We start from the raw sequence: 22,651 nt of genomic DNA on the forward strand, positions 1-22,651 counted from the left end.
GGCAACTCATCGCAGCACGGCCTGCATCTGGCCCACCCGCGTGTAGAAGCTCTGCAGGGCCTCGGCCAGGTGCATGCCGCTGCTCACGCAGTCCGCATGCAGCACGCCACCGACCGCGCACACATCTTCCAGCTGGCGCAGCGCCAGGCAGCCGTTGGCCATGAACCCGACCGGTTCGGACAGCAGCGCCAGCAGATCCTCGGCACGGTGGTTGAAGCGCTGCTGCGGCGAGGTATCCAGCCGCGACCACAGGCTGGGGTACTGCTCGTCCGGCTCCAGGATCAGCTCGCCGACATCGGCGAACTGCATCACCACCGCCGAATGGGTGTCGAAGTCGAAACGGGTCGGATCGCAGCCCAGCAGGGTCAGGGCATCGGTCAGGGTCTGGGAAAGCTGGTTCATAGGGTCCTCATCACATCAAGAGCCACCGCGTCGGAGATTTCGGCAAACGAAAGCACCGCGGTGGCGGGCAGGCGGTTCTCGATGAACCGCTTGACGAATCGGCGGATGTCCGGCGCCACCATCAGCACCACCCCGGGGCGGTACGTGGCGATCTCGCCGACATTCAGGGTGAAGCGGTCGAGGATCTCGGCCGCATCGCTCGGGTCCAGGTTGAGGAAGGCCGCACCCTGGCCCTGGCGGATGCCAGCACGGATGCGGTCTTCCAGCGTGCTGGACAGCACGATGACCGGCAGGCTGCCGGCCACCGCATGACGCGCGGAGATGTAGCGGGCCAGCGCGCCACGTACGTGTTCGACCAGCAGGATCACGTCCTTCTCGCGCTGGCCCCACTGCGCCAGGGTTTCCAGCACCAGCTTCATGTTGCGGATCGACACGTCCTCGCGCAGCAGCCGCTGCAGCACCTCGGCCACGCGCTGGATCGGCATGTGCCGGTAGGTCTCCTTGACCAGTTCGGGGAAGCGCCGCTCCAGCCCGTCCAGCAGATGCTTGGTCTCCTGGATGCCGAACAGTTCGCCGATGTTGCGCTGGATGCTCTCGCGCAGCAGGCGCCGCAGTTCCTCGAAGTCGCTGGTCACCTCGCAGCCGATCTCGCGCATCTGCTCGCGCGCGGCTTCCGGCACCCAGCGCTGCGCACCGTCCGGATGCGGCAGCAGCTGGCCCGCATCGAGCGCATCCAGCTCTTCCTGGCGGCCGAGCACGCGCACATGGCCGGCCACCACCTGCGCGGCGCCGCCGGAGATCTCGTTCACCAGCACGTGCGCCTCGTGCTCGCGCTGCGGGCTGTAGCCGCGCAGCACCATGCCCGGTAGCTGCAGACCGGTCTCGACGAACACATCCTCGCGCAGCCGGCGCTCCCAGCCGTGGCTGTTGCCGGCCGCCAGCAGCGGCGGCGGCAGCAGCAGGATCAATGGCAGCGACTCGTTGCTCAGCAGGCCGGACGCCGTGCGATCAGCGCCGGTGCCGGCGCCGCCTGCAGACGCCACGCCCGCGCCGATGCCACCCTGCAGGCCATCGCCCGTCTGCGCCGCCTGGCGCTGCCGCCACAGCAGCAGGGCCAGCAGGCCCAGCGCCAGACCGGCGAACACCGGCAGCGGGAAGCCGGGCAGGAAGCCCATCAGCAGCACCAGCACCGCACCGATGCCCAGCACCCGGTTGCTGCCCAGCAGCTCACCGAGGATGCTGGCGCCCAGGTTCTGGTTGTCGCCGCCCACGCGGGTCACGATGAAGCCGGCGCTGATGCAGATCAGCAGTGCCGGAATCTGCGCGACCAGGCCGTCGCCGATGGTCAGCAGGGTGAAGGTGTTGAGCGCCTCGGTGAACGACATCCCATGCTGCAGCATGCCGACTGCCATGCCGCCGAACAGGTTGACGAACACGATCACGATGCCGGCGATCGCATCGCCCTTGACGAACTTCATCGCACCGTCGTACGAACCGTACAGCTGGCTCTCGCGCTCCACGTCGCGACGACGCTGCTGCGCCTCTTCATTGCTGATGGCATCGGCACGCAGGTCGGCGTCGATGCTCATCTGTTTGCCGGGCATGCCATCCAGCGAGAAGCGCGCCACCACCTCGCCGATACGCTCGGAGCCCTTGGTGATGACGATGAACTGGACCAGGGTGATGATGGCGAAGATGACCGCGCCGACCACCAGGCTGTCGCCGACCACGAAGTCACCGAAGGCGGCGATGATGTGGCCGGCATCGGCGTCGAGCAGGATCAGGCGGCTGGTGCTGACCGACAGCGCCAGCCGCATCAGCGTGGTGAACAGCAGCACCGACGGGAAGGTCGAGAAGCTCAGGATGCGTTCCACATAGAACGAGCCCAGGAAGATCACCACCGCGATGGCCATGTTCAGGCCGATCAGCAGATCGACCAGGAACGTGGGCAGCGGAATGATCAGCATGCCGACCACCACCGCCATCAGGATCACCAGCGCCAGTTCGGGGCGCAGCAGCGTGCGCAGGCCAGCCTGCACCGACGCCGCCGACAAGGTGTTGTTCGACATCAGGCCAACCCTCCGCACTGGCCGCTGCCACGCAGCAGACCGCGATCAACATCGGCGTCGACCAGCGCCTGCAGCGACGACTGCATGCGGGTACGCTCGGCCTCATCGCGCCATGCGGCATCCGGCAGGCCGTGCACCGCTCTGCGCAGCGCCTGGATCCACTGCGAACGCTGCTGCGCATCGAGCGCCACGCGCACGGCGGCGAAGGCACCGCTGAACATCGACTCCCACTCATTGACGCCACGCACTACCCGCAGCAGCGCCACCACCACCGCTTCCGCGCTCTGCTGCAGGCCCTGCAGCAGGCGGTGCCGTGTGCAGTGCTCGACCAGCAGCATGTCGACCGAGCGCACCGAGGTGAGGGTACGGATCCGCCGCAGCAGGGTGCCGAACTCGCGCTGGCCACCGCTGGGGTCCAAGGCGTACATGTCCGCGGCGATGGCCTGTTCCATGAAGTCCATGATCTGGCCGCGCTGCGCGAAGCCGTACTGCTCGATCCACTGGTCGTACTGCTCCATGCAGTCGTCATCTGCGGCCAGGAAGTCGCGGTAGCTGTGGCGCAGCTGGATGGCGGTCAAGCCACCGCGGCGGGCCGCCAGTCGCGCCTTGATCGCCACGTTCAGGCCGCCACGCAGTTTCGCCCCGGTGCCGCCGCCCTCATGCTCGTCCAGCAGCTGGGCCAGTGCCTCTTCCAGCAGACCCTGCAGCTTCAACCACTGCGCATCGGCCAGCAGGGCGCGCAGCGCGGCCAGGGCATCGCTGGGGTCGGTAAACAGGGCGCGCAGCAGCGCCAGCAGGTCGGCGGCGCCCTTGACCCCGGGCAGCAGCTGGTTCAGTTGCGCCATCTTGTCGTGCGCGCCTTCGTCGAGCACATGCTCGACCCAGTCCGCGCTCTCGCGCAGGGCGGCCTGGCCCTGGCTGTCGCGCCGGCGCTGCAGCGAGCTGACCAGCGCCGACAGGTCGTCCTGCATGGTCAGTGCCAGGCTCAGCATCCCCGGCCGCGTGCTCTTGTTGCTGGTGCTGGTGTCGCGGTCGCTGTCGACCGCGTCACTGCCCCCTTTCTGCGCGCCACGTGCCGGCTGCGGCACCGGCCGCGAGCGCACGACGTCAGTGCGGATCGGCGTGGCCATCGGCCTTCTCCCTGTGCTGGGTGTCGCCGCCCTGCGGCCTGCGCCACTGCCGCAGCGCCTGTTGCAACGGCGTGCCCACCTCCGCACCGTAGACCGAGGGCAGTGCATCGGCGGACAACGCGTCTTCACTGCCGAGCAGGCGTGGCTGGATCAGGAATACGCGCACGGCGTTTTCCTGGGTACTGCTGCGCTGGCCGAACAGCCGCCCCAGCACCGGCACCCGGCGCAGGCCGGGAATGCCGGAATCACCGGTATCGATCGATTGCCGCGTGTAGCCACCGATCAGCAGGCTCTTCTGGTGCGGCACCCGCGCCACCGTATCGACCATGGTGCGGTTCACCACCGGAAGGTTGTCGACACTGCGCGACGCATCGGATACGCCGTCTTCGATCTTCAGCTGCATCTCCACTTCATTGCGGCTGGAGACGCGTGGGCGCACGCTGACCAGGGTGCCGTAGGTCACCTGCTCCAGCGAGGTGCTGCGTTCGCCGAGCAGCTGCACATAGAAGGTCTGGCTGCTATCGAAGTAGGCCGGGACGTTCTCCTGGGTCAGCACTACCGGCCGCGACACGATGTGCGCGTTGCCCTTGCTGGACAGCGCCTGCACCGCGGCGAGGAAGCGCGTGCCGTCCAGCGTGCTGGTACCTTCGGATCCATTGAAGCCGATCGACAGGCGATTTCCGATGTTGATGCCGCCGCTCCACGACACACCGAGGCGGTCCAGTTCGGCCTTCTTGATGTCGATGATCCACAGCGACAGCTCGATCTGGCGGCGCGGCACATCCAGCTCGGCCACCAGCCGCTTGATCTGCTCGATCTGCGCCAGGGTGCCGCGCACCACCAGGCTGTTGGTTTCGGCATAGGGCAGCACCACCGCCTGCCCGGCACTGGGCAGCGGTCGCTGCGTCGGCGCGCGCAACGCGCTCGGTGCCGGCAACGGCGTGGTGCTGACCATCGGTGCTTCGCCTGCTTCAGCGCTTGCATCGGGCGCCGGCGTCGGCTGCCTCACCACGGCGTCAACACCGCCCAGTTTCAGCAGACCGGACAGCACCTCGCCGATGCCGGGCAGCTGCACCTCTTCCGAGCGCAGGCCATAGCGGCGACCGTTGACGAAGCTGTGCTCCAGACGGATCACTTCCACATGGTGTGGGCTGGCATCGGCGCCTTCGTACAGGTCATCCAGGTACTGCGCCGCGTTGAGCACGATGTCCACATAGACCGGCGGACCGGCCACGTAGAAGGTGCCGTCGCCGCCACCACCGCGGACCTTGAAGCGGGCATCGGCCAGCTGCGCCTTGCGCAGGAAGTCGTTGAGCGTGGCCAGCGATGTCGAGCGCAGGCGGCCAACAGCGTTCTTCTGCTCGCTGGCCTCGTACACATAGATGGACTGACCATCGCTGTACCAGACCAGGCCGAGGTCGGCCGAGACCGTGGCCAGGACCTGCATCGGCCGGTCCAGGTCGAAGCTGCCGCTGACCCGCTTGCGGCTGGCCTTGGTGCTGACAACGGCGGCCTGACCGGCCTGCGCGGCGACCGCACCGAGCAGGCTCTGCACGTTCTCGTTGCGGGCGACGAAGCCCTTGTCGTGCGGCAGATCGGCGCGGGTGGTGAGCGCAGTCCCTTCCAGGGGAGTCTGCGCCTGTGCCGCAGTGGCGGACATCGCCAGCAGCAGCACCAGACTGAATCGAAACATGGGCATGAAGAACTATCCAGGATGAGTCGTCATCGCGCGGTACACCGCCAGCGGCGGACAGCCGATGAGGTCCCTGATGTCCGTGCAGAAGTGCGACAACGAGGCGTAGCCGTGATCGGCTGCCAGATGAGTGAAGGAACAACGCCGGCCGGTGTAATCCAGCAGGCTGCGCGCCGCGCGTTGGACGCGCAGTTTTGATTTCAAGGTACCGCCCAGCACGCGCCGGCAGCGGCGGTTGAACTGCGCCAGCGACAGGCCGTAGCGCTCGGCGAGGATGGATACCGGCAGCTCATTGCCCTGCTGCAGCAGGAAGCGCAGCAGGCCGTAGTCCTCGTTGCCGGCCAGGTGGCCGACCAGCTGGTGGATGCGCGGATCGCCCTGGTCGCCTGCGTCATGCGACAGCTGGTCGATGAACCAGGCCTCGACCTGGGCAGCGCTGTCGAGCGCGGCAGGCAAGGGAATGGCCAGGGCTGGGGCCGCCAGGTGACGCCTTGGCTTCTGCAGCACGTGGTCCAGGTGGGCCAGCAGGCGGATCAGGGGCAGGCCTTCGACCTGCCGGGCCTGCAATCCCTCTGCCGCCGCGCTCGGCGCGCGGACCATCAACACGCTGGCGTGGGCCGGAATGGCCACGGCGGCCGCAGCCGCGCCTGAGTGCGGCGGGAGCGTGATCGAGGCTGACGTTGTATTGGTGAGGATATGGATCATCAGCGTTTGGCGATAGACGTGGCATTGCTGCAGTGGGCGCCCCGATGGACCGGCAGCTGCCCGCCCATTCGTTAACCGTGATTGACACTTGTGTCGTCAAGCGACCTGGGTAACGCGGGAGTCCCCATGGTCCCCAAGCTTTCGCCGGATAGCTCTACAATTTCTACGAAATGGCAGTTCGGCCCCATATCGCACGCGCTTTGCAGAGCCGAGCGTAGGCTCGGCCCTAAAGGGAGCGATCCTGCGCCGTGTGCCCTTTGTAGAGCCGAGCCATGCTCGGCTTACCGCCCCCCCGCGAAGAGCAGCCGTCTCGCATCGTGTGCCTGTGGTAGAGCTGAAGACAACGGCAGGAGCCGTTGCCAACGTCGCGTGCGACGGCCCGAAGGGTGCCGGTCAGGACGACCGGCATAGCCCACGCTCGGCTCCACATGTAGCAACCGCCCTTACCAGCGGTAGCTCAACCCCACCTGCACGCTGCTCTGGTGATACCCCGAGGCCTTCTGCAGCGACACGCCGCCCCAGGCACCGAAGCCATTGCCGAAGTCCACCGAGGCACCGCCGCTCAGTTCAGCGCGGTTGCGCGGAATGCGCGCGTCCACGATTTCGTCGTTCATCCGCACCGAGGCATCGGCGCCGCTGTACAGCCAGCTCACCGCCACATACGGCTGCACACGGATGCCGCTGTCGCCCCACTGCATGGCGCCAGACAACCGCGCACCAGCGCGACCAAACACACCCCTGGCCGCAAGCGCCTGCACCACCGTGCCATTGGCTTCGGTGTGTTCACCGACGCTCACCTGGCTGTAGCCCAGCTGCAGCTGCGGTTCCAGATAGAAACCACCGTTGCTGGCACCGCCGACACGGAATGCGTAGCCGGCTTCCACGGCGCCCTGCCAGGCGCGGCTCGTGTAGCGTTCGGTCTCCAGGCCCACGCCTTCCACGCGGTTGCGGAACTGGGCACGCTGCACGCTGCCGTCCACGTAGAACCCAGCATTTGCGTCGGTCGCATTGCCGCCGCGCCAGGTGCCATACACGCCCAGGGCCTCGCCCCGGACCTTGCCGCGGGCGTAGTAGCCGGTCAGCTCATTGGTGGAGGTGCTGCTGGCATTACCGCTGGACAGCATCACACCGGCCGCGCTGCCGCTCCCGTGCTGCCACAGGTTGGCACCGACGCTGAGTGACTGGCTGCTGCCGCTCACATCCAGCTGGCGGCTGGACGCATCGAAGCCGCTGCGCGAACCGTCCACCTTGACCCAGGCACGACCCGCGTTCTGGCCCGGCTGGCGATCGCGATAGCCGCTGCGGAACATCTGCTGCGCCGACTGCAGGTTGGCCAGGTAGGCGCCGCCCTCCGGGCGAAGGATCGGATCGGGGTTGCCGGGGTTTTCCGGATCCGGATCACCCGGATTGCCGGGATCGGGGTAGCCCGGATTACCCGGGTCGGGATCGCCCGGGTTGCCAGGATCCGGATCTCCTGGGATCACGATCGGCGTACAACCCGGTACCGGCGCAGCCGGATCACAGGCCGGCGGCGCCATCGGCAGTTCTGACCGCAGGTACCAGTTGCCCTCGCTGCCAGCACCGGCACCGCCCTTGTGCAGGAAGTACTCGTAGGACCCGCCAACCGCACGGCCGGCCAGCGCGAACACACCATTGGATGCGCCACCGACGCTGATCAGCTCGATGCCGTTGACGGTCTGCGCACCGGCACCGCCGATGTTGTTGACGCGCACATTGGCGGTGCCCGAGGTATCGCCGGTCACCACCAGCCTGTCGCTGGCGGAGCCATCGCCGCCCAGCACGGTGTTGAACACGATGGTGCCGTCGTTGCCACTGAAGTTGCCTACGGTCAGGGTCGTGTGCACACCACCGGACGGGGTGTCGAAAGCCACCACGCCACCAGCACCCAGCTGCAGCGCGTCCACGCTCGAATCGCCGGTGATGTTCCACTGCGCCTTCTCTAGCGATACGCTGCTGGCATCACGTATCGCACTGGTCAGTATCGCGTTGTTCTGCAGCCGCACGTTCGTGGTGGCGCCGGTGTCGTTGCGGATGTCTCCGCTGATCGCGCTGTCGTCGATCAGCAGGTCCGCCTGCACGCCGCTGCGCGTTTCCAGCAGCACGTCGCTGCCCGAGCTGACCGTGCTGCCATTGCGCAACTCAATCTGTGCGTGTGCACCGCCGGTCACCATGATTGCCGCCTCCGTGCGGCTGCCCAGGTGGGAGCCATCAACCACAAGCTGTTTGGGGTCCCCCGCGCCCAGACCGCTGATCATCGCCGCAATGCCGCCTGCTTCCACTCGGCTGCCCGATTGCAGGCGAGCCACACTGCCATTGCCGACGAGATGGAGACCACTGCCCGCCGACTCGATGGAGGTGTTGTTCAGCGTAGCCGTACTCTTCTGCAGCAGCTGCAGACCGATGGCCCCCGCGTTGATCGTGGAGTCGTAGATGTTGGATGTCGAATCGTTCAGCACGATGCCGGCGTCGCTGCTGTCGACGGTTGTGCCGCGGAGGCTTCCAACAGAGTCCGTCAGTGAGAGCGCGGCGCCGGTGCCGCTGGCCAAGGTCAAGGTGCCCTCGGTGACCGTTACATTGGAGCCATTGCCAGCGACAACGGCCAGCGCCTCGGCACCTGGCGTCAGCGTCAGGCGGGCCTTGTCCAGCGTCCATTGCTCCGGGGCATCACCTGCGTCGACGGTGGCCGATTGCCCCGGCCCCAGGTTACGCGCCTGTGCCGATGCGGAAACTGCCAGTACCGACACCATTGCAAGCGCCAAGCGACAGGGAGACAGGATGTTCATGGCGACGGTCCTCTTTAGGCATGCCGGATCGGTGCCGGGGAGGACGGTGTCTGCGCAGCTCGCACTGGCTGCATGGCCTCTCCCAGCGGGGGGAGATCGTGCCGGGAGTGGCTTTCCCACTCCATGCAACTTGTTGCGTCTCGATGAACGCGGCAGTCAGCAAGGCGCGGCCCCTGTAGCGCCGAAAGCAACGGCAGGAGCCGTTGCCAACCTCGCGTGCGACGGCCGGTCAGGACGACCGGCATAGCCATGCTCGGCTTGCCGGATTCCCGTGAAAGGCAGCCGAGCGTGGGCTCGGCGCTACAGTGGGGATCGCGCGATAGGGGGCTCAGCCCATGGGGTCGTCGCGGGCCAGGTCGGAGCGGCCGATAAGCTCGCGCTGAGGCTTCACCGGCTCCGGATCGGACAGGCCCCGGAAGGATTCACCCAGCACGGGCTCCGGCATGCCGTACACCCGCTTGCCCCGCAGGGTCTGCATGCCCTGCTGCCAGGCCAGCAACATGCGCTTGCCAATCTCATGGAAACCTTCGTGCTGCTCCATGGCCTCGCGCACCGCAGGGGCCACCTCGTCGACGGCCTGGCCGATCTGCTCAACGATGAGCCGCTGATCGCGCGCCGTAACATTGAACACCGACATCAGGCTGCTTTGCAGTGCCTTGCCCGGCTCCCAGGTCTTGCGCCCGCCCATGCTGATGGCCGGCGGATTACGTGAGTGGTCGGGATAGACCGTTGTGGTCAGCATGTCGTACACCGGCGTGACTTCGGCATCGTCACGACCCGTGTAGCGCAACGCGATGTTCTTCGCATGGCAATCGCTGTTGCGTAATGCATGGGTCAGCAGCAGCTGCGTGGCCAGCTGCCGCAGTGCTTGCAGCCGCTGCGGTGCAGGCACGTGGTGGCGCACCGCCTTGGCGATGCGCTCCCAGGTAGTGTCGTACTTCTCCGCCGGGCGCTTGCCCAACAATGCACAGAAGTCTTCCATGCCGTACTTCAGCTGGCCTTGCTCGTCCACATCGAAGCGATGGACGACCAGCGCCTGGCCGTCCCGCGAAACTTCGGTGCGTGCCGTGGGCAGCACCTTTGCTGCCACCTGCATGGTGAGATGTTCATTGAGCGCGATGAACGGCAGGTCGGCCGAGGAGCCCTTGATGATGTGCTGGCGGGTGAAAAGGGTGACCTTCCTGTTCGAGTCCTGGCTGCTGACCTCGCGCTGATCAAGGAACTTGGGTACTACACCGGAGACGCCGCTGGTCGCATGCTGGCGGACCAGCGCCTCGAACGCCTCGGCGGAGTTGTTGCCCTGCAGCAGCTGCGCCACGTCCACGGCGCGGGTTGGCTCATCCAGCGCAGCGCCCTGCGGCACCACCTGCACCCGCCCGATCATGTTGCGGCCGATCACCGACAGCAGGCTCATCGGGCTGCCACCGATCACGGGGCCGAACTGCTCCTGCAGTACTTTCAGCAGATAGCCCTCGGGCAGGTTCATCTGGAAGAACGGGTGCAACTGGTCGTTCCAGTCCCACGGCTCGCGGCGTACCGGCATGGTCAACGACACCAGGTCGTCGGGAGCAACATCGCCGGTGTACAGCAGACGGGAGTTGAAGGCATCGAGGCTTTCCAGCGTCGCCACCTCGCGCCCGGCCACGTAGACGGAGAGCATCATCGGCGTCGCTTCGCGTGCACGAGCCGCTGCTCAAGGGCGAGCGAATCCAGCGATCCGCTATGGCCTTCCGGGATGTACTCCATCTCCATGCCCAGCACGGCCAACACGGCCAGCAGTTTGCGCGCACCAAAATCGGTGGCCTTGCCCAGCTCGAAGCGGGACAAGGTGTCGGAGGCCACGCCCGCCTGTGCGGCGACGTCGATCTGGGTCAGGCCCAGCGCCCGGCGGCGTTCTGCGACCGCCAGACCAAGTTCGGAGAGGGTCTGCATTAGGTGTATACATCTAATATTGAACGTTTCCGAGCAATTTTAGATGTATTTATCTAATGATCAAGTGAAGCGGCTGGAGCGTTCAGGTAGCCTTCCCTCCATGCAGGGGCATTCAATCTTAGATTAATACGTCTAATTCTATAAAGATTCGGCAGAATTTAGATGTATTCATCTAATTCCTGAAGCCGCTGGAGTGCCCGGAAGCCGAGCGTGGGCTCGGCTCTACTAGCCGAGTAGCCCGTCGTCGTCGTGCGCGGAGGAGAGTGCAGCCAGATCCTCTTCGCTTTCGGCGCGAACGATCAGGCCGTAGCGCTCGCTCAAGGCAAGCACGAGTGGAGAAGACTTCGTCGTCTGCTCCGGCAGTGGCTCTTCCTGTTCCGTCACTTCCCCAGCCAGCAGGCGAACCACCTCATCGGCAATCTCCCTGCTCAGGCACAGCACCGCCGCACCGCCACCACTGCGTGGGGTATTACGGAGCAGCTGCTGCAACTCCACCACCGCCGCCGTTCGATAGGGAATCGTGATGACAGAGACGTTGTGGAACACGCCTGCACTGCGCAGTGCGCGCCGCATGCTGGAAACCAGCACAAACTGATCCTGGGGCGGATCGCGGTGATCCATTACACCGATGACCACCGAGAGTTTCCTGGCCAGGAAAGTCACTTCGCGGATAGGTATTTCACGTCCAGTGTTGTCCAGGAAGCGGGCGATAACGCGGCTTGAGATCATGATGATTGTTCTTGTAGTGCCGGGCCCATGCTCGGCTGGAGGGTTTCCGCAAAGGGCAGCCGAGCGCAGGCTCGGCTCTACAGGGGGATGTCGGATCCCCGCTTTTCTGTAGCGCCGAGCCCTGCTTGGCTTCTGGTTCCTGCAAAGCGCAGCCGAGCGTGGGCTCGGCTCTACAGGAAACGCGGGTGTTGGTTGTGGAGCCGAAGGCAACGGCAGGAGCCGTTGCCAACGTCGCGTGCGACGGCCCGAAGGGTGCCGGTCAGGACGACCGGCATAGCCATGCTCGGCTCCACATCAACCCTGGCGTTACCAGCGGTAGCTCAGGCCCACCTGGGCGCTGGTCTGGTGGTAGCCCGAGGCCTTCTGCAGCGACAGGCCGCCCCAGGCGCCGAAGCCGTTGCCGAAGTTCAACGAGGCACCGGCACTGAACTCGCCACGGTTCTGCGGAATGCGCGCATCCACGATCTCGTCGTTCATGCGGATCTGCGAACCGGCACGGGTGTGCAGCCAATGTGCGGCCACATACGGCTGCACTTCCACACCGCCGTTCATCGCGCGGGTCACGCCGGACAGGCGCACACCGGCACGGCCAAACAGGCCATTGGCATCCTCGGTCTGCACCACGGTACCGTTGGCTTCAGTGTGCTGGCCCTGGTCCCAACGGGTGTAACCGACCTGCAGCTGCGGTTCCAGATAGATGCCGCCGTTGCTGGCACCACCGACACGGAAGGCGTAACCCGCTTCCACCGCACCCTGCCAGGCGCGGCTCGTGTAGCGTTCGGTCTCCAGACCGACGCCTTCAACGCGGTTGCGGAACTGCGCACGCTGCACGCTGCCATCCACGTAGAAGCCGGCGTACGGGTCCGCCGCATTGCCACCACGCCAGGTGCCGTAAATGCCCAGCGCCTCGCCCTTGACCTTGCCGCGCGCGTAGTAGCCGGTCAGCTCATTGGTGGAGGTGCTGGTGGCGTTGCCGCTGGACAGCATCACACCGGCCGCGCTGCCACTCTCGTGCTGCCACACGTTGGCACCGACGCTGAGCGCCTGGCTGTTGCCATGCACATCCAGCTGGCGGCTGGACGCATCAAAGCCATTGCGCGAGCCGTCCACCTTGGCCCAGGCGCCGGCGCCGTTCTGGCCCTGCTGGCGCCCGTGGTAGCCGATGGCGAACATCTGCTGCGCGGCCTGCACGTTGGCCAGGTAGGCGCCGCCTTCCGGGCGCAGGATCGGATCGGGGGTGCCGGGATTCTCCGGATCGGGCTTCGGTTCCGGCATCGGATACGGCTCTTCGTCGCCCGGCACCACCACCGGGGTGCACCCCGGCACCGGATTGGCGGGGTCACACGGCGCGGGGCCGGTCGGCAGTTCCGAACGCAGATACCAGTTGCCGTCGGTACCGGCACCGGCGCCGCCCTTGTGCAGGAAGTACTCGTAGGAGCCGCCCACCGCACGGCCAGCCAGGGTGAAGACGCCATCGGACACGCCACCGACGTTGATCAGCTCGATGCCGTTAATGGTTTCTGCACCGGCGCCGCCGATGTTGTTGACCCGCACGTTGGCGCTGCCCGAGGTATCGCCGGTCACCACCAGCTTGTCACTGGCCGACGCATCATCGGCCAGCACGGTGTTGAAGATGATCGTGCCATCGTTGCCGCTGAAGGTGCCCACGGTCAGGTTCTTGTGCACGCCGCCCACCGGCGCCTCGAAGGCCACGATGCCACCGCTGTTGAGCTGCAGGTTGTCCACCGACGAATCACCGGACACGTTCCACTGCGCCGATTCGATCGATACACCGGTCACATCGGTCATCGCGCCGGTCAGCACTGCATTGTTACGCAGGCCGACCACGGTGGTGGCGCCATTGGCCTTGTCGTTGAGGATGTCGCCAGCGATGGCGCTGTTGTTGATGTTGAGGTTGGCGGTGACCGCGCCTTCGGTTTCCAGCAGCACGCCATTGCCGGCGGTGACGGTGGTGCCGTTGTTGAGATCGATAGAAGTGGCGAAGCCGCCACCCATTTCTTTTACAGACAATGCCGATCCAGTAACACTCTCCAGGTGCGAGGCATCCACACGCAGCTCCTGATCATTGGATCCGGAATAGAATTCCACCGCATTGGTTTGCCCCTTTGCACTACTGCCATTCGTCAGCGCCAAGCTGGCCATCCCTCCGCCGCCCACCCCACCGAAGCCAATGGCACTCGCTTCTGCTGACACTATGCTCGTGTTTGAGCCAACTGCGGCGCTGTCGGAGCTGAGTGTCAATGCTTCAAAGCGGGCCGAGACATTGGAATCGCTGATATCCAGAGACGTCCCACCCACCCCAAGCCAGATGCCGTAGCCATCGCCGGAGATCACCGAATTGCGCACCAGAGCATCCGACCCTCCGTTCAGCCCCAGGACGTAGACACCCGCCCCTGTTCCGCTGATTGTTGCTTCATCGACGATCACAGTCGAAGCCGAACCACCTTTCGTATCGATGTAGCGTGCAACTGCACCGGGCCGCATGACCAGCGTAGCCCCTGTCAGATCCCAGCCTTCGTCGGGGTCACTACCGGGGTCCACGGTCGCCGATTCGCCAGGATTGAGCGTGCGCGCCTGCGCCGGCAGCGCCGCGAACAGCCCGGCCGCAACGGCCAGGGCAAGGCAGGTAGGGGTAAAGGTCTTCATGTCGTCGTCCTCGTTGGGTTCGTGTCTGAAATCGGTGGCAGCGGGGAGCTGGATGCGACTCCCTGCGCAGGCAGCTGCGAGGTAACTCGCGTGCACTGCGCTTTTGCCGAGGACGTCAGAGTGGCGAAACCGACAGGGCGAAGACATACAATTTGTTGCAAATACCACCGTGGAGGCAGGGCACGACGCGGGAATCATCCGTACGTCATGTAGAGCCGAGCCGATGCCCGGCTTGCTGGATGCGCGCGAGGCGCAGCCGAGCATAGGCTCGGCTCTACAGGGGCTCCGCGGTGCTCTTTTGAAATAGATTCAATGGCGCAGGCATGCCGTGACCCACACGATGCAGGCTCCACCTTCCGTAAGGGCCACGTCCATGCCGACTCCCCCCGCTGCTGGCAGCAGCACCCTGCCCACGCCCCACGTGAGCTTCAGCCCCGATCTGGTTGCCCAGGTAGATCCAATCGGGATGTCGATACAGGACATTGCCAACCGGGCATCACCGAACATGAAGTTCCTGCGCCTGGTGCAGGGCCAGGTGCAGCGGCACTGCAGCATCGACTCGATGACCGCCCGGCGTGCACTGCTGAACGTGTTCAACCTCAACGACGAAAGCCACTTCCTTTCACGGCAGGACGCCGAGCGGATCGAGCAGTACGTGCCTGAGCCTGGCGAGCCGGAGTTGGCGCCCAGCGAGGAGCGTTACGGCTTCCTGCAGCAGGTGCTGCCGCAGGCCTGCGCCACCTACGATCCCTTGCAGGAGCTGGGGTTGGTAAAAGCCATCCACACCGCGCTGGCAAACGGCCGGCAGGTCTCGAGTGCGGATGCCGGCGACGCACTGATGATCATCCTGGCGTTGAACGAGCGGGCCGGTTTTCTGTCTGACGCCGAGGCCGAGCGGGTGGAGATGAGCCTGCTCGACACCTGCAACCATGCACCATGGATCGATGAGGACGAACAGTTCCTGTATGACATGACGTTGCTGACGCTGGAGTATGAGCGCCAGTTTTCGCAACGACCGGCAGCCGATACCACCGGATGACCGCATTTGTAGAGCCGAGCGTGGGCTCGGCTCTACAGAGGCGGGATTGTGCTCATCCCAACAATGGCCATCGGTTCCAGGCGTGCCCCAACTCGCGCTGCCAATCCTGCGCGGACCGGGTTGGCCATGATGTACGTCGCTTGTGTGCGCAGGCATTCGTCGCTGCGCAGTGCGTGGTCGTAATAGCCGGCCTGCCAGAGTGGACCATTGGCATCGACGCGCTTGCCGATGGTGCGCGAGCTGCGCGATTTGAGGAACTGCATGCAGCCGGCGAGGGAGCCGGTGCGCAGTTCAACCAACCCATGCAGGTGATCCGGCATAATCACCCAGGCCAGGGAGAACGTGCGGCCCGTGCGTTCGACGGTGCGTAGTGCGTCGATAAGCAGTTCAGCGTTGGCCGGGTCCGTGAACCACGGGTGGCGCCGGTGCGTTACCGCAGTGAGTGCGTAGGCGTTGCCGGTCTGCGACCAGCGGCCGAGGCGGAGGGAGGGGCTGGCCATGCGGGAACACTATGGTGCGCTGCTCGACCATTGCATCAGCCGAGGCCTGTACCGCGTATCGGACATTGCCGCGCTGTGCGCGTTAGCCGAGCATGGCTCGGCTCTACAGGGGCTGTGGCTTACGCGGCGCCGTGCAGGTGTTCGTACAGGATGGTCGCGCCGATGATCACCAGGATCACGCCACCGATGATCTCGGCGCGCTTGCCGACCATGCTGCCCAGCACACGGCCGAGCATGATGCCGGCGGTGACCATGGTCAGCGTGCACAGGCCGATGACCGCGGCCATCACGCCGATATGCACGTCCATGAAGGCCAGGCCGATGCCCACCGCCATCGCATCGATGCTGGTGGCGAAGCCGGTCAGCGCCAGCTTCCAGAAGCCGTGGTGCTGCGAGGGATCTTCATCTTCCTCGGCACTGTCCGGGCGCAGGCCGTTGTAGATCATGTGGATACCCAGCGCACCGAGCAGGCCGAAGGCGATCCAGTGGTCGAAGGCTTCGACGTACTGCAGGGCGGCGCGGCCGAGCAGCCAGCCGATGATGGGGGTGATCGCTTCGATGACGCCGAAGATGATGCCGGCGCGCAGCGCATCACGGAACACCGGCTTGCGCATCGCGGCACCCTTGCCGATCGCGGCGGCGAAGGCATCGGTGGACATGGCAAAGCCGATCAGGAGGATCGAAATGGGGGACATGGCGGCAGCGGAAGGTCGGGCAAGGACGGACGCACGGCTCGCGCTCGCGCCCAACCTGACGTTGCGCGCGCGGGCCGCTGGTCTCGCCAACCATCATGGTTGTCCACGCCACGGCGCACTGGCCGAGTATGTTGACGTGAACGATTCCTGCGAAGGAATCCGGCTACTCCCCAAGGGGACGCGCAGCTTAGCACCGCGATTCGCGCGTGGCGCATTTGCAGTGAAACGCGCAGGCAGGGCTGGTTTGTATAGCGATGGCTATATTGGTGGGGTTTGGGGCGGGTTGCGTGCTGCGGTCGCATCCCGGGTGGGGCCCTGCAATCCCGCGCTGCGCGCGATAGCCGAGCATGGCTATGCCGGTCGTCCTGACCGGCACCCTTCGGGCCGTCGCACGCGACGTTGGCAACGGCTCCTGCCGTTGCCTTCGGCTCTACAGTGGAGGCGTTCAGGCGTCGGTGTTGCCGGCGTCACGCAATGCGCCGAGGAAGGCGCGCAGGGAGGCGGGCTTGATCGGCTTGGTCAGCACGCGGTAACCGCGCTCGCGCGCCATGCGCTTCAGTTCGTCGCGGCCGTCGGCGGTCAGCAGTGCGCCGGGCAACGGGTAGCCTGCCGCCTCGCGCAGCGCCACCAGTGCGTCCAGGCCGTCCATGCGGTCGTGCAGGTGGTAGTCCACCAGCATCACCTGCGGCCGTTCGGCGATCTTCTCCAGCGCCTGGTCAACGGTGGCGGCAGTGATCACCTGTACCTGCCAGCGGCCGAGCAGCGCGCGCATGCCGTCGAGGATCTCTTCATCGTTGTCCACGCACAGCACGCGCAGGCCGGCCAGCGAATCGCTGCGCACTGGCGCGGCCACCGCCGCCACCGGCATGACCGGCTCGGTGTAGCCCGGCAGCGGCGCCACCCGCGGCAGGATGATCGAGAACATCGAGCCCTTGCCGACCCGGCTGCGTGCATTGAGGCGATGATCGAGCAGGCGCGAGATGCGCTGGCAGATCGACAGGCCCAGCCCCAGCCCCTGCTCGCCCCAGTCGAACGGCTGCTGGTAGCGGTGGAACTCGTCGAAGATCTGCCGCATGTGGTGCTCGGGTATGCCGGGGCCGGTATCCCACACCTGCAGTTCCACTTCATCGGCGCGATGCCGCACGGCCAGCACGATGCGGCCCTGGCGCGTGTAGCGCAGCGCATTGGCGAGGAAGTTCTGCAGCACGCGGCGCAGCAGGCGGCGATCGCTGCGCACCCACGCCGGCCGCGCGAACAGGTCCAGGCGCAGGCCGCGGCCAGCCGCGACCGGGGTGTACTGCGCGGCCAGCTCGCGCATCAGCGCGCTGACGTCGAATTCACCGATCACCGGATGCAGACCACCAGCATCCAGCCGTGACACGTCCAGCAGGCCATCCAGCAGCTCTTCGGCGGCGCGCAGCGAAGCATCCACGCGCTCGGCCAGGTGCTTCTGCTCGTCACTCACGTGATCGCTGTCGCGCAGCGCGGAGGCGAACAGCCGCGCGGCATTCAGCGGCTGCAGCACGTCATGGCTGATCGCGGCAAGGAAGCGGGTCTTCGACTGCTGCGCGACCTCGGCCTCGTGCGAGCGCTCGGCGACGCGTTGTTCCAGCGTCTCGTTGGCTTCCAGCAGGGCCTTTTCGGCGTGCTTGTAGTCGGTGATGTCGTTGTAGCTGGTCACGTAACCGCCGCCCGGCAATGCCTGGCCGCGCATCTCGATGACCTTGCCGTCGCTGCGGGTGCGCTCGAACACGTGCGGCGAACCGGCGCGCATGTAGCCGATGCGGCGGTTGATCTGCACTTCGATGTCACCCTCGCCGAGCTCGCCGCGCTCGGCGTTGTAGCGGATCAGGTCGGCCACCGGGCGGCCCACGTAGAGCATGCCGTCGGGGTAACCGAACATGTCCTGGTAGCGTCGGTTCCAGGCGGTCAGGCGCATGTCCGGATCGACCACGCTGACTCCGGCGCTGATGTTTTCCAGGGTGGTGGACAGGATCTCGCGGTTGAAGCGCAGCTCCTGCCCGGCTTCGTCCAGCACCGCGACCACTTCGCCCAGGTCCATGCCCGAACCGCGCAGCAGGCTGGTCAGCAGCAGGCGTGCAGAGGCGGCGCCGATCGAGGCCGCCAGCAGGCGTTCGGTGAACTGCACCCACGGCCGGTCGGCGGGGGCCGAGGACTGCAGCTCGCGGCCCAGCGACTGGGCCTGTTCGAAGAACGAACGCCGCGCGTGGCGCTCACCGACCACGCGCGAGGCCAGCGCCAGCAGGTCGCCGACGTGCACATGGCCGGGCCAGCCACCAGCCACCGACGGGCGCTCGGCGTACGGATCGAGGAACGGTGCGGCGCGCAGGCGCTCATCCACACCGGGGCGCCAGCGTGCCGACACCAGCATCATGGTTGCGGCGTTGACCAGCAGCGACCAGAACGTACCGTGGGTCAGCGGGTCCCAGCCGGTCATGCCGAACAGCTGCTGCGGGCGCAGCCACTCGATGCCGAACGGGCCATGCTGCACCCAGCCGGCATCGACCCAGCCGGCCATGGTCATCGCCGGCAGCAACAGGGTGTACAGCCAGGTGGCGAAGCCCAGCAGCATGCCCATCTCGACACCGCGGCGGCTGGCACCCCGCCAGTACAGGCCACCGATCAGGCCGGGCGCGAACTGCGCCACCGCCGCGAACGCCATCAGGCCGTACGAGGCCAGGGTGCTGTCGTTGCTGCTGGTGCGGTAGTAGCTGTACGCCATCAGCGCCAGCAGCAGGATCGCCAGACGGCGGATCCAGAGCACGCGCGAGGCGACGTCGGCGGCTTCCTGGTGGTCACCGCTACGGCGCAGCAGCACCGGCATCACCAGGTCGTTGCTGACCATGGTGGCCAGTGCGATGGACGACACGATGACCATGCCGGTCGCGGCCGAGAAGCCACCCACATAGGCGATCAGGGCCAGCGCATTGCGGCCTTCGGCCAATGGCAGGGCCAGCACCATCGAATCGTCGGCGACGCTGCCACCGGTACCAAACAGGGTCACGCCGGCAGTGGCGATCGGCAGCACCATGGCCGAGATCAGCACCAGGTAGCCACCGAACATCCAGCGCGCGCGGCGCACGTCACGCACGTCGCCACACTCGACCACGGCCACATGGAACTGGCGCGGCAGGCAGATGATGGCCAGGAAACTGAGCAGGGTCTGCGAGATGAAGCCGACCGGCGGCAGGCCGGTGAACAGCGTATGCACCGATTCGACCACCGCATCGGTGCGGTTGCTCAGCCACAGGTAGGCGAACACGCCGACGGCCAACATCGCCAGCAGCTTGATCACCGATTCGAAGGCGATCGCCAGCATCATGCCGTGGTGATGCTCGGTGGCATCGACCTGGCGGGTACCGAACAGCGTGGCGAACAGCGCCATCAGCAGCGCCACATACAGTGCCGGATCGGTGAAGAAGCCGGTGGGGCCGGTGTTGCCGGTCAGCACCTGCAGGCTCATCGCCACCGCTTTGTACTGCAGCGCCAGGTACGGAATGATGCCGATCAGCGCGATGATCGCCACCAGCGCTGCCAGCCGCCGCGAGCGGCCGAAGCGCGAGGAGATGAAATCGGCGATGGACACCACGTTCTGGCTGCGCGCGATCAGCGCCAGGCGCTCGATGATGCGCCAGCCGAACAACAGCAGCAGCAGCGGGCCGATGTAGATGGGCAGGTAGCCCACGCCGTTGCGCACGGCGGTGCCGACCGCGCCGTAGAAGGTCCACGACGAGCAGTACACGGCCAACGCCAGGCTGTAGACGACCGGCCGCAACCACGGCCGGTCGGGATACATCGGCCGGCGGTCGCCCCACCAGGCCACGCCGAACAGCAGCGCGGCATAGGCAACCGAGACCAGCAGCAGGATCCAGCTGGAGACCACGCGTTCGCTTCCGTCAGGGTAGGGGCCAGTAGATCATGACCGTTGGTGGGGAGGGTAGGTCAGGACCCATCAGTGCCCACCAACGGTGGGCACCTACCAGGAGCTGGGGTTATTCCGCCGGGACGCCCATTTCCTTCAGCAGCTCGGGCGCCGGGTAGACCTTGGCCAGCAGCCAGCGCAGGTAGCGCATGTCCACGTGCACGGCGCGCTTGTAGCGCGGGTCGAACCACCAGCTGGCGCTGACCGATTCCCAGTTGCTGTCGAAGTTCAGGCCGATCAGTTCGCCCTTGGCGTTCAGCACCGGCGAGCCGGAGTTGCCGCCGGTGGTGTCCAGGTTGGTCAGGAAGTTGACTGTCTGGGTCTTCAGTGCCGGGTCGGCGGTGCTGCCGAAGTCACCCTTGGCGATGGCCGCCAGCAGCGGCTTGGGCGCGTCGAACGGATAGGCGTTGGTGTTCTTCTCGACGATGCCGGCCACGGTGGTCACCGGCGAGTAGGTCACGCCGTCGCGCGGGTGCAGTGCCTCGACCTTGCCGTAGCTGATGCGCAGGGTGCGGTTGGCATCCGGGTACACCGCACGGCCCTGCTTGGCACGCCAGGCGAACAGCGCCTGCATGTAGGCCGGGCGCAGGCGCAGCTGCTCGCCTTCGCGGGTCTTGCTCTCGTTCTCGATGCGCAGCTGCGCGGCCACCAGCGGGCCGGCCACGGCGATCAGCGGGTCGGCGGCCAGCGCCTTGCCTTCGCGCGCAGCGGCGAAGCGCGACAGGCGCTGGGCCTCGTCACCCAGCTGGGTGCCGGCGTACAGGCTGTCCAGGGCGCTGGCCAGCTGCTGCGGGGTACGGCCGAAGGCGCTGTCGAACTCGGCCACGCGCTGTGCGTCCGGCAACTGCTGATAACGGCTCAGCAGGGTAGTCAGCAGCGCCTTCTCGACCGCCGGCGCGTAGCGGCGCTGGACCTGCTTGAGCACGCCTTCGATCATCGCCTGGTCGCGCTGCTGGTAGCCGGTCTCGCGCTGTGCATCCGGCTTGGCCGACTCGATGCGCAGGCGTTCCAGCAGCAGCGCCGAGCGCAGCAGCTGGCTCTGCGCCGCCATCTGCTCCAGCAGCAGGTCGCGCTCGCCCACCGCCGCACCCTGCGACAGGTTGGCCAGCAGCGCCGTGATGTCGCCCTGGTACTTGCGGTCGGTGGCGGCCAGCATCGCCTTCTCATCGGCGGCACGCTGGGCCTTGGCATCGCTGCGCAGCAGGCCTTCCAGTTCGCCGGCAGCACGCTTGCGGTTGTTCTTCAGCGACTGCAGCTGCGAGGCGTAGCGGGTGCGCGCCTGCGCGTCCTTGGCGCTGGCGGCCTCGATGGTGTCGATCATCTGCTGGAACACCGACACGCGGCGCGGCAGCACGGCATCGATCTGGCCGGCGAACTCGGCTGCGGTGCGGTGGCGGTAGGTGATGCCCGGATAGCCAGCCAGCATCGCGTAGTCGCCTTCCTTCGGGCCTTCCACCGACATCTGCAGGTGCGCCGGCGCCTGGTAGGGCACGTTGTCCTTGCTGTAGGCGGCCGGCTTGCCGTCCTTGCCGACGTAGGCACGCAGCAGGGTGAAGTCGCCGGTGTGGCGCGGCCACATGAAGTTGTCGATCTCGTCGCCGTAGTTGCCGATCGCACGCGGCGGCGCGTAGACCAGGCGCACGTCGCTCAGTTCCAGCTGGGCGATGCGGTAGAAGTCGGTGCCGTAGTACATGTTGGCCACCGAGCAGCGCACGCTGCCGTCCTTCTCGCACTCGGCCACGATCTGCTTGCTGGCGGCATCCACCGCATCGAAGTAGGCACGGCCGGTCTTGCCGCGCGCCTGCGCCAGCACCTGGTCGGTGACCTTGTCGAAGCCGACGGTGACCAGCACGCGGAAGTCCGGATTGGCCGGGCGTTCGTCGGCGCGGCCGTTGGCGATGAAGCCGTTGTCGATCAGGTTGTGCTCGGGCGAGCTGTTGTACTGGATCACGCCCATCGCCACGTGGTGGTTGGTCAGCAGCAGGCCATCGGCGGACACGAACGAGCCGGTACCACCGCCGGCACGCACCACCGCGCTCAGCGGCGGCGCAGTGACGTTGGCCAGGTCGGCCGGATTGCCCTTGAAGCCGGCCGCCTGCAGCGGCGTGGCCAGTTCCGGCAGCTGGGTCGGCATCCACATGCCTTCGTCGGCGTGGGCGCCGGCAGCGAGGGTCAGGCCCAGGGCCAGGGCGGTGGGAAGGGCTTTGCGTGGTGACATGAGGCAATCCGGTACGACAGAACAGCCCGGGACCATAGCCGCTGCGGCGGGCAGGGGCAACGGCCGATGGTTGGGGCGGCCTGGGACGGCATCCAGACCAGGATGCTGGCCACCGCTGTCGCGAT

General features: G+C 66.4%; 15 protein-coding genes. 1 reads left to right on the forward strand and 14 read right to left on the reverse strand.

The window, feature by feature from the left end:
* Positions 1-6 precede the first annotated feature (6 nt).
* From Q0P60_RS15995 to Q0P60_RS16040, 10 genes are all read right to left on the reverse strand, one after another.
* On the reverse strand, positions 7-402 hold the full coding sequence (locus Q0P60_RS15995; protein ID WP_294995655.1) for a hypothetical protein: 396 nt from the start codon (positions 400-402) through the stop codon (positions 7-9).
* Positions 399-2,471, reverse strand: a complete 2,073-nt coding sequence (locus Q0P60_RS16000; protein WP_294995657.1) for an EscV/YscV/HrcV family type III secretion system export apparatus protein — start codon at positions 2,469-2,471, stop codon at positions 399-401. Before Q0P60_RS16000 ends, Q0P60_RS15995 begins: the two co-directional genes overlap by 4 nt.
* Positions 2,471-3,601, reverse strand: a complete 1,131-nt coding sequence (gene sctW, locus Q0P60_RS16005) for a type III secretion system gatekeeper subunit SctW (protein ID WP_294995659.1) — start codon at positions 3,599-3,601, stop codon at positions 2,471-2,473. Before sctW ends, Q0P60_RS16000 begins: the two co-directional genes overlap by 1 nt.
* On the reverse strand, positions 3,579-5,300 hold the full coding sequence (sctC, locus tag Q0P60_RS16010) for a type III secretion system outer membrane ring subunit SctC (RefSeq protein ID WP_294995661.1): 1,722 nt from the start codon (positions 5,298-5,300) through the stop codon (positions 3,579-3,581). Before sctC ends, sctW begins: the two co-directional genes overlap by 23 nt.
* A gap of 6 nt (positions 5,301-5,306) precedes the next feature.
* Positions 5,307-5,999, reverse strand: coding sequence for a helix-turn-helix domain-containing protein (locus tag Q0P60_RS16015; protein WP_294995663.1), 693 nt, complete (start codon positions 5,997-5,999; stop codon positions 5,307-5,309).
* Positions 6,000-6,442: 443 nt separating this feature from the next.
* Positions 6,443-8,803, reverse strand: a complete 2,361-nt coding sequence (locus Q0P60_RS16020) for an autotransporter outer membrane beta-barrel domain-containing protein (RefSeq protein ID WP_294995665.1) — start codon at positions 8,801-8,803, stop codon at positions 6,443-6,445.
* 328 nt (positions 8,804-9,131) lie between these two features.
* Positions 9,132-10,466, reverse strand: coding sequence for a type II toxin-antitoxin system HipA family toxin (locus Q0P60_RS16025; protein ID WP_294995667.1), 1,335 nt, complete (start codon positions 10,464-10,466; stop codon positions 9,132-9,134).
* Positions 10,463-10,735 (reverse strand): helix-turn-helix transcriptional regulator, encoded by a 273-nt coding sequence (locus tag Q0P60_RS16030; protein ID WP_294995669.1) that lies wholly within the window; start codon positions 10,733-10,735, stop codon positions 10,463-10,465. The genes Q0P60_RS16025 and Q0P60_RS16030 overlap by 4 nt, the downstream gene beginning before the upstream one ends.
* 225 nt (positions 10,736-10,960) lie before the next feature.
* Positions 10,961-11,464, reverse strand: coding sequence for a hypothetical protein (locus tag Q0P60_RS16035; protein WP_294995671.1), 504 nt, complete (start codon positions 11,462-11,464; stop codon positions 10,961-10,963).
* Between the two features lie 306 nt (positions 11,465-11,770).
* Positions 11,771-13,495, reverse strand: a complete 1,725-nt coding sequence (locus tag Q0P60_RS16040; protein ID WP_294995672.1) for an autotransporter outer membrane beta-barrel domain-containing protein — start codon at positions 13,493-13,495, stop codon at positions 11,771-11,773.
* Between the two features lie 1,057 nt (positions 13,496-14,552).
* Here Q0P60_RS16040 and Q0P60_RS16045 point away from each other — a divergent pair.
* On the forward strand, positions 14,553-15,170 hold the full coding sequence (locus Q0P60_RS16045) for a hypothetical protein (protein WP_294995674.1): 618 nt from the start codon (positions 14,553-14,555) through the stop codon (positions 15,168-15,170).
* A 32-nt stretch (positions 15,171-15,202) separates the two neighbouring features.
* Here Q0P60_RS16045 and Q0P60_RS16050 read toward each other — a convergent pair whose 3' ends face one another.
* From Q0P60_RS16050 to Q0P60_RS16065, 4 genes are all read right to left on the reverse strand, one after another.
* On the reverse strand, positions 15,203-15,670 hold the full coding sequence (locus Q0P60_RS16050) for a transposase (protein ID WP_294995676.1): 468 nt from the start codon (positions 15,668-15,670) through the stop codon (positions 15,203-15,205).
* A gap of 119 nt (positions 15,671-15,789) precedes the next feature.
* Positions 15,790-16,365 (reverse strand): manganese efflux pump MntP family protein, encoded by a 576-nt coding sequence (locus Q0P60_RS16055; RefSeq protein ID WP_294995678.1) that lies wholly within the window; start codon positions 16,363-16,365, stop codon positions 15,790-15,792.
* Between the two features lie 445 nt (positions 16,366-16,810).
* Complete coding sequence (locus tag Q0P60_RS16060) at positions 16,811-20,269, reverse strand: PAS domain-containing hybrid sensor histidine kinase/response regulator (protein WP_294995680.1); 3,459 nt, start codon at positions 20,267-20,269, stop codon at positions 16,811-16,813.
* Positions 20,270-20,378: 109 nt separating this feature from the next.
* On the reverse strand, positions 20,379-22,526 hold the full coding sequence (locus Q0P60_RS16065) for a S46 family peptidase (protein WP_294995683.1): 2,148 nt from the start codon (positions 22,524-22,526) through the stop codon (positions 20,379-20,381).
* Between the last annotated feature and the right edge of the window lie 125 nt (positions 22,527-22,651).

Origin of the sequence: uncultured Stenotrophomonas sp., from assembly GCF_945952405.1 — a bacterium.
GTDB lineage: Bacteria > Pseudomonadota > Gammaproteobacteria > Xanthomonadales > Xanthomonadaceae > Stenotrophomonas.